The 16554-nt window shown below is 71.6% G+C and carries 7 protein-coding genes; 5 read left to right on the forward strand and 2 right to left on the reverse strand.

Annotation, left to right across the window (positions count from 1 at the left end; translation table 11 throughout):
- Positions 1–7: 7 nt before the first annotated feature.
- Entirely contained in the window at positions 8–895 is an 888-nt protein-coding gene (locus BLU79_RS30455; protein ID WP_093909159.1) for a Gfo/Idh/MocA family protein, read from the reverse strand.
- A gap of 277 nt (positions 896–1172) precedes the next feature.
- On the opposite strand from BLU79_RS30455, the gene BLU79_RS30460 reads away from it, so the two are divergent.
- Together BLU79_RS30460 and BLU79_RS30465 are read left to right on the forward strand one after the other, a co-directional pair.
- Positions 1173–2030, forward strand: coding sequence for an aldo/keto reductase (locus BLU79_RS30460; RefSeq protein ID WP_093909160.1), 858 nt, complete (start codon positions 1173–1175; stop codon positions 2028–2030).
- A gap of 90 nt (positions 2031–2120) precedes the next feature.
- Positions 2121–3890 carry an ABC transporter ATP-binding protein gene (locus tag BLU79_RS30465; RefSeq protein ID WP_093909161.1) on the forward strand — a complete coding sequence of 590 codons (1770 nt, stop codon included), beginning with the start codon at positions 2121–2123 and terminating at the stop codon, positions 3888–3890.
- Between the two features lie 64 nt (positions 3891–3954).
- On the opposite strand, the gene BLU79_RS30470 is transcribed toward BLU79_RS30465, so the two are convergent.
- Positions 3955–4461: a DUF1579 family protein gene (locus BLU79_RS30470; protein WP_177001240.1), complete on the reverse strand. Its 507-nt coding sequence runs from the start codon at positions 4459–4461 to the stop codon at positions 3955–3957.
- A 339-nt stretch (positions 4462–4800) separates the two neighbouring features.
- Between BLU79_RS30470 and BLU79_RS30475 the strand changes: the two genes are divergently transcribed.
- Genes BLU79_RS30475 through BLU79_RS30485 form a run of 3 tightly spaced genes read left to right on the forward strand, consistent with a single transcriptional unit; the run spans position 4801 to position 16552 of the window.
- Complete coding sequence (locus tag BLU79_RS30475; protein WP_093909163.1) at positions 4801–6063, forward strand: MFS transporter; 1263 nt, start codon at positions 4801–4803, stop codon at positions 6061–6063.
- The gene (locus tag BLU79_RS30480; protein WP_093909164.1) at positions 6060–9305 is read left to right on the forward strand and encodes a type I polyketide synthase; all 3246 of its coding nucleotides are present in this window, start codon (positions 6060–6062) and stop codon (positions 9303–9305) included. The genes BLU79_RS30475 and BLU79_RS30480 overlap by 4 nt, the downstream gene beginning before the upstream one ends.
- Positions 9302–16552: a MupA/Atu3671 family FMN-dependent luciferase-like monooxygenase gene (locus BLU79_RS30485; RefSeq protein ID WP_256333516.1), complete on the forward strand. Its 7251-nt coding sequence runs from the start codon at positions 9302–9304 to the stop codon at positions 16550–16552. Before BLU79_RS30480 ends, BLU79_RS30485 begins: the two co-directional genes overlap by 4 nt.
- The last annotated feature ends 2 nt before the right edge of the window (positions 16553–16554 follow it).

A 16554-nucleotide genomic window follows, 5' to 3' on the forward strand; every position in this document is an offset into this window, starting at 1 on the left:
TCGCCGGTCAGGCGTCTCCGTCCAGGAGCGCCTCGGCCTCGACCAGGATCTCGGTGACCCGCAGCCCGAACGCCGTGTCGCACAGGTGCGGTTGCCCCGTGCGGGACGCGTCCAGCAGGGCGTCCGCTGCGCGGTGCAGGGCGGACACGGCGCTCTCGGTGCTCTCCGGGAGGAGCGTCACGCCGGCCGCGCCCCGCAGCTCCACCGTGGCCCCGGCCGCCGCGGGCGGTGCCGTGAGGCTCAGGGCCAGCGTGCTCGACGCGCCGCCGACGTGCTCGACGACCAGATGGACCGTGTCGCCGGGGCCGTGCGCGGCGGCCGTCACGCGCCTCGCGTCACCCAGGACCGGCAGCAGCACGGACAGCGCATGGGGCCCCACGTCCCACAGCGCGCCCTTCTCCCGCCGCCACGGCGAGTCCGCGAACGGGCTGCCGTCACCGCTGAACACCGAGCCGAGCCACTCCGCCCGACCCGTGAACCAGCCCTCCACAGCGGCCTGTTCGGCGATCCACGCCTCGGTCTCCGGCTGGAAACGGGTGGTGAAGAAGACGACCGAGGCCACACCGGCCTCCTCGGCGGCCTCGACGACCGCCCGTCCCTCCGCCACCGTCAGTGCGAGCGGCTTGTCCAGCAGCAGATGCCGACCCGCCCGGGCCGCCCGCACCGCCAAGTCGGCCTGGACGGCCGGGGGCAGGGCCACGGCGACGGCGTCCACGTCGGCGAGCAGCGCGTCGACGTCGTCGTAGGCACGCACGCCGTAGCTGTCGGCCAGCTCCTTGGCGGCGGCCGTACGTCGGCCCCACACGCCCGCGAAGTCCAGTTCGCCGTGCCGGCTCAGGGCGGGAGCGTAGGCCATCTGGGCCCACGGGCCGGTGCCGAGCAGTCCGATGCGCATGCCGTCGCCTCTCACTGGGCCGAAACGTCCCCGACCGCGGTCGGTCGAGGGCGAGCGTGTCACACCGACCTGGAGGCCGCGCAAGCGGCTGGAGGACAGGCCCGTCACCTGGCATCACGGATTCAGCGCCGCCGTCGCTGAATGCATTCACTTTCTTCTATTGGACCTCTCGCGGCCGGACGGCGAGGCTGGTGTCGGTCCGGTACACCCCCCGCTCCACAACCGGTCGCCGGACGTCAACGCCCCTTGCGCGACAGTCGAAAGAGGTCACGAACCCATGCACACTCGCCGCATCGGTGACGTCGAGGTCAGCGCGATCGGTCTGGGCGCGATGCCCATGTCGATCGAGGGGCGCCCGGACGAGGCGCGTTCCCTCGCCACGATCCACGCGGCGCTCGACGCCGGCGTGACCCTGATCGACACCGCTGACGCCTATCACCGGGACGCGCACGAGGTCGGTCACAACGAGACCCTGATCGCCAAGGCCCTCGCCTCCCACGACCTCGGCAAGGACGTCCTCGTCGCCACCAAGGGCGGCCATCTGCGCCCCGGCGACGGCAGCTGGACGCTGGACGGCAGCCCCCGGTACCTCAAGGAGGCCTGCGAGGCGTCCCTGCGCCGGCTCGGTGTGGAGGCCATCGGGCTCTACCAGTTCCACCGGCCCGACCCGAGGGTGCCGTACGCCGAGTCGGTCGGTGCCGTACGCGACCTGCTCGACGAGGGCAAGATCCGCCTGGCCGGGATCTCCAACGCCAACCCCGAGCAGATCAAGCAGGCCAACGACATCCTCGGCGGCAGGCTGGTCTCCGTGCAGAACCAGTTTTCCCCGGCGTTCCGCTCCAGCGAGCCCGAGCTGCGCCTGTGCGACGAGCTCGGCATCGCCTTCCTGCCCTGGAGCCCGCTCGGCGGCATCTCCCGCGCCCGTGAACTGGGCTCCGCCTACGCCGCGTTCGCCCGGGTCGCCGAGGCCCACGGGGTGAGCCCGCAGCGGGTGTGTCTGGCCTGGATGCTCGCCAAGTCGGCGGTCGTCGTCCCGATCCCGGGCGCGAGCAGGCCGGAGACGATCCTGGACTCGCTCGCCGCGCGGGACCTCGTGCTCAGTGACGGGGAAATCGCGGAGCTGGATGCCGTCTGAGGTCCTCCCGTGATGGGATGGGAAAGCGCTTGCTATGCCAGCTGAGCCTGTGCTCGCTCTTCATCCAGCACCCTGGGAAGGACAACGCCGATGGCGTCGTCACACGAGAGACCGCTCGACCACCGCTACCGCGGCGAACACCCCGTACGCACCCTCGCCTATCTGTTCCGCGCCGACCGCCACCGCCTCGCGGCGGCGGTCGGCGTCTTCACGGTCAAGCACAGCCCCGTCTGGCTGCTGCCGCTGATCACCGCGTCCATCATCGACACCGTCGTCCAGCACCAGCCGATCAGCCGACTCTGGTTGAGCACCGGCGTCATCATGCTCATCCTGTTGGTCAACTACCCGTTGCACGTGCTGTACGTACGTCTGCTGTACGGCAGTGTCCGCCGGATGGGCACCGGCCTGCGCTCGGCGCTGTGCACACGTATGCAGCAGCTCTCCATCGGCTACCACTCGCGGGTCAGCGCCGGTGTGCTCCAGGCCAAGGTCGTGCGCGACGTGGAGACCGTCGAGCAGATGGTGCAGCAGACGGCGGAGACGGGCCTCGGCGCGGGCACCGTACTCATCGGCGGTCTCGTCATCATCGCCATCCGGACACCGGAGTTCGTGCCCGTCTTCCTCGTGATCGTGCCCGCCGCCGCAGTGGTCGTCGCGCGTCTGCGGGCCCGACTGCGCACCCACAACGAGCACTTCCGCCACGAGGTCGAGACCCTGTCCTCCCGCGTGACGGAGATGACCCGCCTCATCCCGGTCACCCGCGCCCACGGCCTGGAGGGCAAGGCACTGCGCCGCATGGACGGCACCCTGCACCGGCTGCTGACCTCCGGGATGCGCCTCGACCTCGTCAACGGCCGCTTCGGGTCGCTGGCCTGGGTGGTGCTGAACGTGGTGGGCGTGCTCGTTCTCGCGGGCGCCTCGCTGATCTCGTACTACGACGTCTGGGGCGTGACCGCCGGCGACGTCGTCATGTTGAGCGCCTTCCTGACCACCCTCACCAACTCCACGACAACGTTGGCAGGCCTGGCCCCGGTCATCACCAAGGGCCTGGAGTCCGTCCGTTCCGTCGGCGAGGTCCTCCAGGCCCCTGAACTGGAGGACAACGAGGGCAAGGCCGAACTCGCCTCGCTGCGCGGCGCCGTGACCTTCGACAACGTCGGATACGCCTACGAGGACAACGGCCGCCCCGCGGTACGGGACTTCACCCTCTCCGTCGTGCCGGGGGAGACCATCGCCCTCGTCGGCGCGTCCGGTGCGGGCAAGTCCACCGTGCTGAACCTGGTCATCGGCTTCATCCGCCCGACCTCAGGCCGGCTGTCGCTCGACGGCACGGACATGAACACCCTCGACCTGCGCACCTACCGCCGCTTCGTGTCGGTCGTGCCGCAGGAGTCGATCCTCTTCGACGGCACGATCCGGGAGAACGTGGCGTACGGCATGGACGACGCCGACGAGGAGACGGTGCGCGCGGCGCTGCGCGACGCCAACGCGCTGGAGTTCGTCGACCGGCTGCCGCAGGGTCTCGACACCCTGGTCGGGGAGCGCGGGGCACGGCTGTCCGGCGGGCAGCGGCAGCGGCTGGCCATCGCGCGGGCGCTGATCCGGGACCCGAGGGTGCTCGTCCTCGACGAGGCGACCTCGGCCCTGGACACCCGGTCGGAGGCACTCGTCCAGCAGGCACTCGCCTGGCTCCTGCACGGCCGCACCACCTTCGTCGTGGCACACCGGCTGTCCACGGTGCGGGGCGCCGACCGGATCGTGGTGATGGGAGACGGCCGGATCGAGGAGATCGGCACCCACGAGGAACTCCTGCGCCGGAACGGGGCGTACGCGGCCCTGCACAGCGGGCAGGTCGCCTGACACGCGGGTCGAAGCCGACCGGCGGCTCATCATGTGCCCATCGCGTTGGGCCGCCGCGGTGCCCTCACTCGATCTTGAGGAGAGTGACCTTCATGGACGGCCGGTAGATCGCCGCGTCGTCCATGCGCTCGTGAAGGACGGTTTGGACGCGGTGATCGTCGCTGAACTCCACGGTGGAACGCGTGGTGTCGCCTTGGTACGTCCACGTGTCGCCGCGCGCGGTCAGGCTGCTGACGGTCACGTTGCCCCGGCTGTCGAAGAAGTGCGACGTGTAGTGCCCCCTGCTCTCGTCCCACCCGATGACCTCCGTGCCACCGACGTCGAACTCCCCGATGCGCCCATATGCTGAGTGGACGATGAAGAACCCACCTGGCGCCCACGCGTACACGTCGGAGGTCGTGATCGTCGCCCCGGCGTTCCCGTCGTCGTCGATCATGTGGCCGGTGTTGATCCAACGCCCCACCCACGCCTCCAGGGCATCGTGCTGGGGCCGTCGTCCGGGTCCCTGACCGGCGGCTTGCTCGGTGCCTCGATTGACGGCCACCACGCGTGGTGTCGGCTCCTCCGTCATGGGTGCTCCTGTCAGCATCGTTGCGAAATCGCCAATTCCGGGCCGGAAGTCGTCTGGACCATATCCGGAGTCTTGAACCCGCCTGTCCGGTTCTGCTTGGGTGACGGACCAATGGCCGTCGTCCGGCGGCCCGTAGGGGGAATGGTTTCTGTGCTGGGCCGGCAGCGGGGGCATGAACACGCCGTGCGACAGCGGTGCGCACCGACGCGTCGAGAGCGGTCGGGGCCGGTCATCGGGCATCGCCGCATTCCGTCCCGCCGCTGAGCCGGCGGACCGGGCATCCCGGCCTCACACATCGCACACCCTTCCACACCCTTCATGCAGACCAGAGGAAGGTGCATGAGGTACTTCCGGCTGCTCGTCCTGGGCAACGGCATCTCGGCGTACGGCAGTTACCTGAACATGGTGGCGCTGAACGTCTTCATCTACGACGCCACCGGCAGCGCGCTGGCCGCCGGCCTCTTCATGGCCGTACGCCTCGCGACCAATGTCGTGTCGGGCTGGGTGAGCGGCCGACTCGTCTCGGCGTACGACCGCAAGCGCCTGATGGTCGGCGCCGACCTGTGCCAGGCGGTGGCGCTGCTGACCCTGCTGCTCGCCCCGGACGGCGTGCGTCCCGGACTGTTGTACGCCCTGGCCGTGGTCACGGGCGGCTGCTCGACGCTCTCCCAGGTGGCCCTGCGCAGCAGCGTCCCGGAGATCGTCGGCGCCGAACACCGCGTCAGGGCCAACGGGCTGCTGGTGACCGGGCGTTCGCTCGCCATGATCGCCGGGTTCGCCTCGTCGGGCGTGGTCGTGGCGGAACTCGGCTACTCCGCGGCGTTCGCGCTGGACGCCGCGACCTTCCTGGTCTCCGCGACGGTGCTGTTCCTGTTGCCCGTACGCACCAGGGCGGCCAAGGGGGAGGAGGGCGCGAGCGCCGACTCCTCCGACGCCGCGCGCTGGACGGCCCGGATGCTGCTGGGCACCGCCCCGGTACTGATGGCGATGATCGCCATCAGGGCGGTGGACGGGCTGGGCTCCTCGTCCCACAACGTTGCCCTGCCCCTCTACTCCAGTAGTCTGGATCCGGACCATCCGGCCACGTTCATCAGCCAGTTCTGGGCCACCTGGGCCATCGGCAACATCCTCGCCCAGCAGGTGATCGGCCGGGTCACCAAGAAGAGCGGGCGGACGCCTGGGGAGCGGGCGTTCGCGTTGGGCGCGTGTGTCATGTCGGCCGGGTTCATCCTGGTCTTCAGCGGGTTGCCGACCGTGCCCGCCGTCATCGCCGCGCTCGTCGCCGGAGCCGCCGACGGGTTCACCGAGATCGTCTACGTGTCGAGGCTGCAGAGCGCCCCCGACGACCGTCGTGGCCGTCTCTTCGGGCTCTCCGCCTCGGCCGAGAACACTGGCTTCGGACTCGGCATGCTGGTCAGCGGCGCGCTCCTGGAGACGTACTCACCGCTGCGGGTGGTGGCCGCCTTCCACGGCCTCGCCATCGCCCTGTGCCTGGCCCTGCTGCTGTTGTTGGTCATCCGGGGCAGAACCGTCGCCCCGTCTGCGGAGGAACCTGTGGCCGGTACTGAGAGACCGACGGTGTCGGAAGGACGGGGCCGATGACCAGGAGCACACCGGACCCGTGGACGGCCGTCGATCCCGACCCGCGCATGGCCGTCATCGGCATGGCCTTCCGGCTGCCCGGCGCCGACACCCCCGAGGAGTTCTGGCGCGTCATCCGGGACGGCACCGACTGCATCACCCGGTTCACCGACGAGGAGCTGGCCGCAGCGGGTGTCCCCGCCGAGGAGTACCGGGCGGCGGACTTCGTCGGCGCCTCCGGTGTGCTGGACGACATCGCCGGCTTCGACGCCCAGCACTTCGCGATGAGCGCCCGCGAGGCCCGGATCACCGACCCCCAGCACCGCATGCTGCTGGAATGCGCCCAGCACGCCCTGGAGAACGCCGGCTACCCGGACGAACGTGATGGCACCCGCATCGGCGTCTACGCCAGCACGGGCTACCACCTCTACGCCCTGCAGAACTACCTCCTGAACAACGTCCTGCCCAGCCAGGCCGCCACCGACTGGATGGCCGGTATGCAGATGACCTCCGGCAACTACGCCGACTTCACGGCCACCCGAGTCGCCTACAAGCTGGGCCTGACCGGACCCGCCGTCAACATCCAGACGGGCTGCTCCAGTTCCCTGGTCGGCGTGCAGTCGGCCGCGCAGTCGCTGCTCATGGGCGACTGCGACATCGCCCTCGTCGGGGCCACCGCCGTCCATGTTCCGCAGGTCCTGGGCTACCGCTACGTCAAGGGCTCCATCCTCTCCAAGTCCGGCCGTGTGCGGGCCTTCGACGCCTCGGCCGACGGCACCGTGGGAGGCACGGGCGTCCTGGCCGTCGTACTGAAACGGCTGGCCCGGGCCGTCACCGACGGCGACACGATCCACGGGGTCGTCCGCGGCTGGGGCATCAGCAACGACGGCGCCGGCAAGACGGCGTTCACCGCGCCGAGCGCACAGGGCCAGCGCGCCGCCATCCGCCAGGCCTTACGGCGGGCCGGCGTCGGCGCGGACACCATCGGCTACCTGGAGGCCCACGGCACCGGCACGCTCAAGGGCGACCCGATCGAGTTCGACGGCGCGGCCGGCGCCTACCGCGAGGACACCGACCGCGACGGCATGTGCGCCCTCGGCTCGACCAAGGCCAACATCGGCCACCTCGACGCGGCCTCCGGACTGGCCGGACTCGTCAAGACCCTGCTGGTCCTGCAGCACGGCGTGATCCCGCCGATGGCGAACTTCAGCGAGCCCAACCCCCTCCTCGACCTGGACCACAGCCCTTTCTACATCCCCCGGACCGCCCGGCCCTGGCCGGACAGTGACGTGCCGCGCCGGGCGGGCCTCACCTCACTCGGCGTCGGCGGCACCAACGTCCATCTGATCCTGGAACAGGCCCCGGAACCCGCGCCCCGGACCGACACCGCCTCCGCCGCCTCCCCTCCGGACGTGCTGCTGCTCTCCGGAAGCACCCCGGAGGCCCTCGCGGACAACGCCCGCGCCTTCCGCGACCGGCTGCGTCGGCCACCCGCACCGCACCCGGCGGACCTCGTCACCGCCGCCGCCCTCGGCCGCACCCACGGCCGCCACCGGCTCGCGGCACACGGCTCCACGCCGGAGGCCCTCACCGATGCCCTCGACGCGTGGCTCGCCGGAACCGCCGGAGCGGCCGTGACCACGGGGACGATTTCCGGGGAGGGCCCCGCGCGCGTGGCGTTCCAGTTCACCGGGCAGGGCAGCCAGTACGCAGGGATGGCCGACGCCCTCCACCAGCGCTTTCCCGCCGCCCGCGAGGTGCTCGACGCCTGTGAGCACCACTACCGGGACCTCACCGGCGACGTACCGGTGGAGGGCATGCTCGGCGACACGGACACCGCGCAACCCGAACTGTTCGCGTTGCAGTGTGCCCTCGTCCGGCTGTGGCAGGACGCCGGCATCGAACCGGCCGCCGTCACCGGGCACAGCGTCGGGGAGTACGCCGCCCTGTACGCGGCCGGAGCCCTCTCGCTCGACGACGGGCTGCGCCTCACCACCGCACGCGGTCGGTTGATGCAACAGCGCTGTGCGCCGGGCGCGATGGTCGCGGCACCGCTCGACCGGAAGGCCGCCCTCGCCCTGGCGGCCGAGATCCCCGGCCTGGAGCCGGCCGTGGCCAATGGAGAGCGTGCCCAGGTGCTCGCCGGGCCGGCGGCGGCCGTGGACCGGGCGTGCGCCCTGCTGGACGACCGCGGCACACCGGGTCACCGGCTGCCCGTGACCCGCGCCTTCCACACCGCCCTGATGGAACCGATGCTGGAGGAGTTCCGCAAGCTCCTCGTCGACGTGGACTTCCGGCCCGTACGCATCCCGTTCGTCAGCGCGGTGGACGGTGCGGCCCGCCCGCCCGGCTGGACCCCGGACGCCGACTACTTCGTACGGCACACCCGTGAGCCCGTCCGTTTCGACGAGGCGTTGCGCGGCATCGCCGCCCAGCGGCCCGACGTACTGCTCGAAATCGGGCCGCACACCACCCTCAGCGGCCTCGCCCGCCGGGCGCTGCCCGAGGTGCGGTCGCTGCCGTCCCTGCGGCGCGGTGCCGGGCTCGGCGCCCTGTGGAGCGCGGCTGCGGGACTGCACTGCACGGGGGCGGAGGTCCGCTGGCGGATTCTCCTGGCCGGCAGCGGGGGCAGGCGCGTGCCGCTGCCCGGCTACCGGTTCCAGCACAAGGACCACTGGACGGGGCCGGAGTTGACGGCCTTGAGCACGCGAACATCAGTGAGAGAGGAAGCCGAAGTGGCTCAGCAAGAGGCAGCGGTCGGGCCCGTACTCCACAGCATCGTCGAGGCGACCGCCCGGCACCTCGGCGAGGATCCGTCGGCGATCGTCGGCGACGCGTCCTTCTTCGACCTCGGCGCCGACTCGCTGCAGATGATCAGTGTGCTGCGGGAGCTGGAGCAGGAGCATCAGGTCAAGGTGACGATGCGGCAGCTGTTCGAGGAGACCGGTACGCCACGTAGGCTCGCGGAGTTCATCGTCGCCCGTATCCCGGCGCCGTCCCGGCAGGACGTCCCGCAGCCGCCCGCCCTGCCCCTGCCCGAGCCCACGGTCGCCGCACCCCCTCCCGCACCCATGGCCGTCGCCCCCGCATCCGTAGCTGCCCCCGCTCCGGAGTACGCGACCCGCGAAGAGCTGGAGGACCTCGCCCACAAGCTCCACCAGATGTCCCAGATACAGCTGCAGATGATGTCCCAGCTCTCCCAACTGCTCGCCCTCCAGACCGCCTCCACCGCGGACCGCCTCAACGGCAAGGTGGCCCCGTGACCGGGCTGAACGGCATATCCGCCGCCCTGGACCAGGACCTCGCGGCGATGTGCGAGCTCTCGCAGCGCATCGCCGAGCAGATACGGATGGGCGATGCCGCCGCCCCCGCCACGGAGCCGCAGACCGCGGAACCGTCGGGCGTCCATGGTCCCCGGGTGACCGTCGCGAGAACCTCGGGCATGGTGCGGGACGCCTCTCCGCACTCCCAGCAGAAGCACCTGGACGACCTCGTACGCCGCTACACCGCCAGGACGCCGACCTCCAAGCGGATCGCTCAGCGCTACCGTCGCGTCCTGGCCGACAGCCGTGCCGTCGTCGGCTTCCGCAGCGGTACCAAGGAGATGCTGTACCCGATCGCGGGCCATCGGGCGAGCGGGGCACGGCTCCAGGACGTCGACGGCAACGAGTACGTCGACATCACGATGGGCTTCGGCGTCCTCCTCTTCGGCCACGAGCCGGAGTTCGTCACCGAGGCTGTCCGCGAGCATCTCTCCCGAGGCATCCAGCTCGGCCCGCGCACCATCGAGACCGGCGAGGCGGCGGAACTCCTCGCCGAACTCACCGGTCTGGAACGGGTGGCCTTCGCCAACTCCGGCACGGAGGCCAACGCGGCGGCCATCCGCCTCGCCCGCGCCGCCACCGGCCGAGACAAGATCGTCACTTTCCGGGGCGCTTACCACGGCCACGCCGACAACGTCCTCGGCCGCACGGCGGGCAGCGGCGCCGACCAGATCACCGTGCCGGTCTCCCGAGGCATTCCGCAGGCCGCCGTCTCCGATCTGCTGGTCCTCGAATACGGCAGCGACACCGCCCTGGAGACGATCGCCCGGCACGCCGACGACATCGCCGCGATTGTCGTGGAGCCGGTGCAGAGCAGACATCCGTCGCTCCAACCCGTCGCATTCGTACGGAAGTTGCGGGAGCTGACCCGCCGCCACGGCATCGTGCTGCTCTTCGACGAGATGCTCACCGGCTTCCGCCCCGCCCTTCGCGGCGCGCAGGAGCTGTACGGCGTCACCCCGGACCTCGCCACCTACGGAAAACTGCTCGGCGGCGGCTTCCCCATCGGCGCCATCGCGGGCCGCGCCGACATCATGGACGGCGTCGACGGCGGCCACTGGTCGTACGGCGACGACAGCTACCCGCCGGCCGACACCACCTTCTTCGGCGGTACGTACATCCAGCACCCGGTGTCGATGGTCGCCGCGCGCGCCGTACTGACCCACCTCAAGGAGCACAGCCCCCGCCTGCAGGAGCGGCTCAACGCCCGCACCGCCGAACTCGCCGCGACGCTGAACGGCTTCTTCGAGGCCGAGGAGTACCCGCTGCGGATGAGCCACTTCGGCTCCCAGTTCCGCTTCGAGCACCGCGCCGACCTGGAGCTGCTCTACCACCACCTGATGCTGCGCGGCGTGCACGTCTGGGAGTGGCGCAACTTCTTCCTGTCCACCGCCCACTCGGACGGCGACATCGAGTTCGTGGCGGACGCCGTACGGGATTCGCTGCGCGAGCTGCGGGCGGCGGCGTTCTTCCCGGGCGGGCGGCCCACCTCCGATCCCACCCCTCTTCCCACCCCTGCGCCGACGCCCGCCCCGGTGGCCTCCATGGCCTGGAACGCCGCAGCCGTCACCGGATCCCGCACGGCACCACCACCCGTGGCCGAAGTCGCCCCCCGCACCCCCGACTTCAGCGTCTACTTCTTCGGCGACTACCCGCAGGACACCTCGGCACCCCGCAACGGCGGCCAGTACGAACTCCTCATGGACGTCGCCCGGTTCGCCGACCGGCACGGCTTTCACGCGCTGTGGATGCCCGAGCGCCACTTCCACTCCTTCGGCGGCCTCTTCCCCAATCCGGCGGTCCTCGCGGCAGCGCTGTCCCGCGAGACCGAGCGCATCCGCCTCAACGCGGGCTCCGTCGTCCTGCCGCTCCACGACCCGATCCGGGTCGCCGAGGAGTGGTCGATGGTCGACAACCTCTCCGGCGGGCGCGTCGGTATCGGCGTCGCCAGCGGCTGGAGCGCCAAGGACTTCGCCTTCTTCCCCGACCGGTTCGGGCGGCACAAGGAGGTGATGTACGAACAGCTGGAGGAGGTACGGAAGTTCTGGCGCGGGGACGCGGTGCGCCGGACCACCGGTGACGGCGAGGCAGAGCTGAGGCTCTTCCCACGACCGGTCCAGGAGACTCCGCCGCTGTACACCGCGGTCGTCGGCAACCCGGCCTCCTACGAACTCGCCGCCCGCCACGACCTGGGCATCGTCACCAACCTCATGACCCAGACCGTCGAACAGCTCCGGGAGAACATCGCCCGCTACCGGAGCACCCGGGCCCGGCACGGCCTGGACCCCGACGCCGGGCGGGTGGCCGTCCTGCTGCACACCTATCTCGCGGAAGACCACGACACCGCGCGGACCGAGGCGTACGAACCGCTGTCCCGCTATATGCGCGCGTCCCTGTCCGTGTTCAGCGGCGTCACGAACAGCCTCGGCCACAGCATCGACCTCGCCGCGCTGAGCGAGGACGACCTGGAGGCGGTGTTCCGCCGTGCCTACGGCCGCTACTGCGACCAGCGTGCCCTGATCGGCACGGTGGACAGCGTCCGTCCGGTGGTGGACGCGGTGACCGAGGCGGGTGCCGACGAGATCGTCGCGCTGGTCGACTTCGGTGTCGCGGCGGACGAGCTGCGCGCGGGCCTGCCACGCCTGGACGCCCTGCGCCGCAGTTACCGGAGGACGGCCGCATCGCCTCCCGGTGACGCCCCCTTGTCGCCCGGCCAGGAACGGATCTGGTTCCTGGAGCGCCTCCTTCCGGGACGCACCGCCTACAACGAGGTCAAGGCGATCCGCCTCGACGGCCCTCTCGACGTCCCCGCTCTGCACGCGGCACTGCGCGGCCTCGTGGCCCGGCACGAGGGGCTGCGTACCGTCTTCCGCGAGACCGGGGGCGAGCCCCGGCAGGTCGTGCGGGCGTCGGCCGAGCCCGACTTCGAGGTCGTGGACGGCGCGCTCCAGGAGGTCCTGTCCGCGGAGAGCGCACGACGCTTCGACCTGGCGGACGGCCCTCTGTTCGTCACCCGGCTGGTCAGGCTCGCCGAGACGGAGCATGTGCTGGTCCTGTCCCTCCACCACATCGTCGTCGACGCGGCCTCCGCCACCGTCCTCACCCGCGACCTCTCCGCCCTCTACCGAGGCGAACGCGACGGCACCGCCCCCGACCTCCCCGAGCTCACCTGGTCCTACGCCGAGCACGCGAGGGAACTGGCGGCATCCGCGCACGGCCCCGAGGCCGACGAGGACCTGGCCCACTGGCGCCGCACCCTCGGCGGCGACCTCCCCGTGCTCGCCCTGCCCACCGACCGCCCGCGCCCGGCGACGATGACCTCCAACGGCCGGGCGGTGTTCCACACCCTCGACCCCGAACTCTCCCGACGGCTGCGGGAGTTGAGCCGGTCGCGCCGCGGCACCCTGTTCATGACGCTGCTCGCCGGGTACGCGGCGATGCTCCACCGGGTCACCGGACAGACGGACCTCGTCGTCGGCACCCCGATCTCGGACCGGCCCGAGCGGGCCGAGCACCTGCTCGGGTTCTTCGTGAACACGCTCGCCCTGCGCTTCGACCTCTCCGGCGACCCCGGGTTCGGCACCTTGCTGGACCGGGTCCGCACGGTCGCCCTCGACGCGTACGACCACGCGCGCGTGCCCTTCGAGACGGTGGTGCGCGAACTCGCCCCGCCCAGGGCGGTCGACCGGACCCCGGTGTTCCAGGCGTTCGCCGAGTTCCAGCGCGCCGAGCCGTTCCGCTTCGACCTGCCCGGCATCGAGGCCACACCGCTGGACGCCGGCCCGGACAAGTCCCTGACGGACCTCACCGTCTACTTCACCGACCAGCCGCACGGCATCCGCTGCCATCTGGAGTACAACACCGACCTGTTCGACCAGGACACCGTCGAGCGGTTCTTCGCCATCTTCCGGGACCTGCTCGCGGCGGCGGTCGACTCACCCGAGGCGCCCCTGTCCCGGCTCGCTCCGGCAGCCGTCGACGGGGAGCCCGTGCCGCTGTCCCGGCAACACGGCCCGTCCCGCCCGCTCGCGAACGCCACCGTCCACGACCTGGTGGCACGGCAGGCGGCGGCGCTGCCGGACCGCACGGCCGTGATCAGCGGCGACAGCAGCCTGACGTACCGCGAACTGGACGACCGCGCCGAGCAGTTGGCCGCCGCCCTCCGGGAACAGCACCCCACAGGCACGGGTGAGGTGGCCCTGTGGCTGCCCCGCTCCGCCGACCTCGTCATCGCCATGCTCGCCGTGCTCAAGACGGGCCGCGCCTATGTGCCGCTCGACCCGTCCCTCGGCCGGGCACGCGCCGAGCAGGTCGTCGCCGAGTGCGGAGCCCGAATCGTGGTGTCGACGCGCGACGAGGCGGCGGCCCTGAAGCTGCCCGCAGGCGTGGCTGTCGTATCGCCGGACGCCACCGCACACCACGCGCCGCGCGTGACATCCGCGACCAGCCACCGGTCCAGCCCTCAATCCCCGTGCTGTGTCCTCTACACCTCGGGCAGCACCGGCACGCCCAAGGGCGTCGTGGTGGCGCACCGGGGAGTCGTCGACCTGTGCGCATGGCAGCACCGGCGCTTCACCTTCACCTCGGCCGACCGCAGCGCCGTCGTGTGCAGCCAGAGTTTCGACGCCTCGCTCCTGGAGATCTGGCCCGCGCTGACCGCGGGAGCGTCGGTCACGATCGCCGACGAGTCCCTGCGCCGGGATCCGCTCACGCTGGCGCGCTGGTACGCCGAGCAGGGCGTCACCTTCTCCATCCTCCCCACCGCCCTGGGCGAACAGCTGCTGCGGCTGCCGGCGCCGGACCAGCCGCCCCTGCGCCATTTGCTGCTCGGCGGCGACGTGCTGCGCACCCGCCCGCGGCCCGAGGCCACGTACGAGACGGTGAACGTGTACGGGCCCACCGAGGTCACCGTGCTGTGCACCACGGAATCCGTGTCCCCGCAGGGCGAGGAGCCCGCCCGGCCCATCGCGATCGGCCGCCCGGTCGACAACGTCCGACTGAGCCTGCTCGACGCGTCCGGCAGCCCGGTGCCCGTCGGCACGGTGGGGGAGTTGTACGTCGGCGGCCCGGGCGTGGCCCTCGGCTATCTGCACCGCCCCGAACTCACCGAGGAGCGCTTCCTGCCGGACCCGGACGGTGGGCCGGACGCCCGCAGGTACCGCACGGGCGATCTGGTCCGCTGGACGGCGGACGGGACGCTGGAGTTCTGCGGCCGGGTCGACGACCAGGTGAAGATCCGTGGCTTCCGGGTCGAGCCGGAAGAGGTCTCCCGCGTGCTCAACGCCCTGGACGGCGTGCGCGAGGCGGCCGTGCTGGCCCGGCGCAACGATCGGGGAGAGGCCTACCTCGCGGCGTATGCCGTACCCGCCGACCCGATCGGCACGGCGGCGGCCGACGACCGGCAGGCCTTCGCCGACCTCCTGGCCGAGGACTTGGCGTCCCGGCTGCCGGAGTACCTCGTACCGCGCGCCTGGCGGATCCTGCCCGCCCTGCCCGTGACCGGCAACGGCAAGCTGGACCGATCCGCGCTGCCGGCGCCCGATCTCGCCACCACGGCACCGAGCCGCACACCGGCCGGCGTCGGCGGGCAACCGGCGGCCGGTCTCCGCACCGACGCCGAGCGGCGCGTACGGGAACTGTGGGCGGCCGAGTTCGGGGTCGACGCCGACGGCATCGCGGCGGACGCCTCGTTCTTCGACCTGGGCGGCCACTCCATCACCGCGATGCGGCTGGTCAACCGAGTCCGGGAGGAGTTCGGCACCGAGTACCCGATGCTGCGCTTCTACGAGGAGCCGACCCTAGGCGCCATGGTGGCTCAACTGGCCCCGACGGTGGGCGAGATGACGGCCGCGGACGGGAAGTCCGACGCCGACGACGGACCCGGCACCGTGGAGCGCAGGGCACCCGCCACCGTGCAACAGGCCCGCTTCGCCACGGTGCACGCCGCCCATCTCCTCCCGCAGGTCTTCAACGTCGCCCTGCGGATCACCCTCTCCGGAGACCTGGACGTGGCGGCCCTGCGCACCGCCTTCACCCGGCTCGTCGAGCGCCACGAGGGCCTGCGGACCCGCCTGGCCCGCAGCGGGGACGGCTGGGAGCAGCAGGTCCTGCGGCCCGGACCGATGGAGCTGCCGATCGAGGACGTCACCGCGCGACCGGCGCGGGAGCGGTCGGCCGCCCTGGAACGGGCCAGTGCCGAGGCCGCCGAGACACCGCTCGATCCCACCGACGGGACCCCGATGGCGCTGCGCCTCGTGCGCACCGGCGACAGCTCCTGGGTCCTGCTCCTCGTCCTGCACCATTCCGCCTGCGACGGATGGTCCGTCAGCCTGCTGCTGAAGGAACTGGCCGCGCTCTACGGCTCCGCCGCCACGGGCGAACCCCACACCCTGCCGCCCGTGCGGTGCCAGCCCGTGACCTACGCGCGCTGGCAGGGGGAGCAGGCCGACGAGGCCGCCGACGCACGGAAGCTGAAGTTCTGGGTGCGTGAACTCGACGGAGTGCCGTTCACCGTCGATCTGCCCCTGGACCGGCCCCGGCCCGAGAAGGCGAGCGGCCGGGGCGGCGCCGTGATGTTCACCGTGCCGGCCGATCTGCGGTCCGGCGTCGAGCGACTGGCCCGACAGCGGGGTACGACGCCGTTCGTGGTCACGGCGGCCGTCCTCGGGCGGATGCTCGCGCGGAAGTCCGGGCAAAGCGACGTCGTGTTCAACATCTCCTACGCCAACCGGGAACGCCGGGAGTTCGAGTCCCTGCTGGCCTGCACGATCACCGGCTTCGCGCTGCCGGTGCGGGACGGGGCGGACGGTTCCTTCGCCGACCTGACGGACCGGGTCGCCCGTACGACCGTGGAGTGCATGGACCGGTCGATGCCGGTGCGCCGGATCGCCCCCGCGCTGCGGGAGCACAACGGCGTCGAGGTTCCGGACCGGCTGGACGTCGGATTCGCGTACCAGAGCTCCCTGGACGCCGAGATCGAACTGCCCGGGCTGGCCACGGCGGTCGAGGACCTCGCCCCCGCCGCGTCCCGCACGGAGCTCACCTTCGGGCTGGTCCCGGCGGGGGACGAGCTCAAGGGCTTCGTGGAGTACTCCTCGGACCTGTGGGACCGGGCCACGATCGAGGGCTGGACCCGCGATTACGTCGACCTCCTGCGGCAGGAGGTCGACCGGGCTCTCGGCCACTGACC

It is taken from the genome of Streptomyces sp. cf386 (assembly GCF_900103585.1).
GTDB lineage: Bacteria > Actinomycetota > Actinomycetes > Streptomycetales > Streptomycetaceae > Streptomyces.

Bases quoted from the DNA above. Each gene is read 5' to 3' on its own strand.
- BLU79_RS30455 (WP_093909159.1), bottom strand. From the start codon at position 895: ATGCGCATCGGACTGCTCGGCACCGGCCCGTGGGCCCAGATGGCCTAC.
- BLU79_RS30460 (WP_093909160.1), top strand. From the start codon at position 1,173: ATGCACACTCGCCGCATCGGTGACGTCGAGGTCAGCGCGATCGGTCTG.
- BLU79_RS30465 (WP_093909161.1), top strand. From the start codon at position 2,121: ATGGCGTCGTCACACGAGAGACCGCTCGACCACCGCTACCGCGGCGAA.
- BLU79_RS30470 (WP_177001240.1), bottom strand. From the start codon at position 4,461: ATGACGGAGGAGCCGACACCACGCGTGGTGGCCGTCAATCGAGGCACC.
- BLU79_RS30475 (WP_093909163.1), top strand. From the start codon at position 4,801: ATGAGGTACTTCCGGCTGCTCGTCCTGGGCAACGGCATCTCGGCGTAC.
- BLU79_RS30480 (WP_093909164.1), top strand. From the start codon at position 6,060: ATGACCAGGAGCACACCGGACCCGTGGACGGCCGTCGATCCCGACCCG.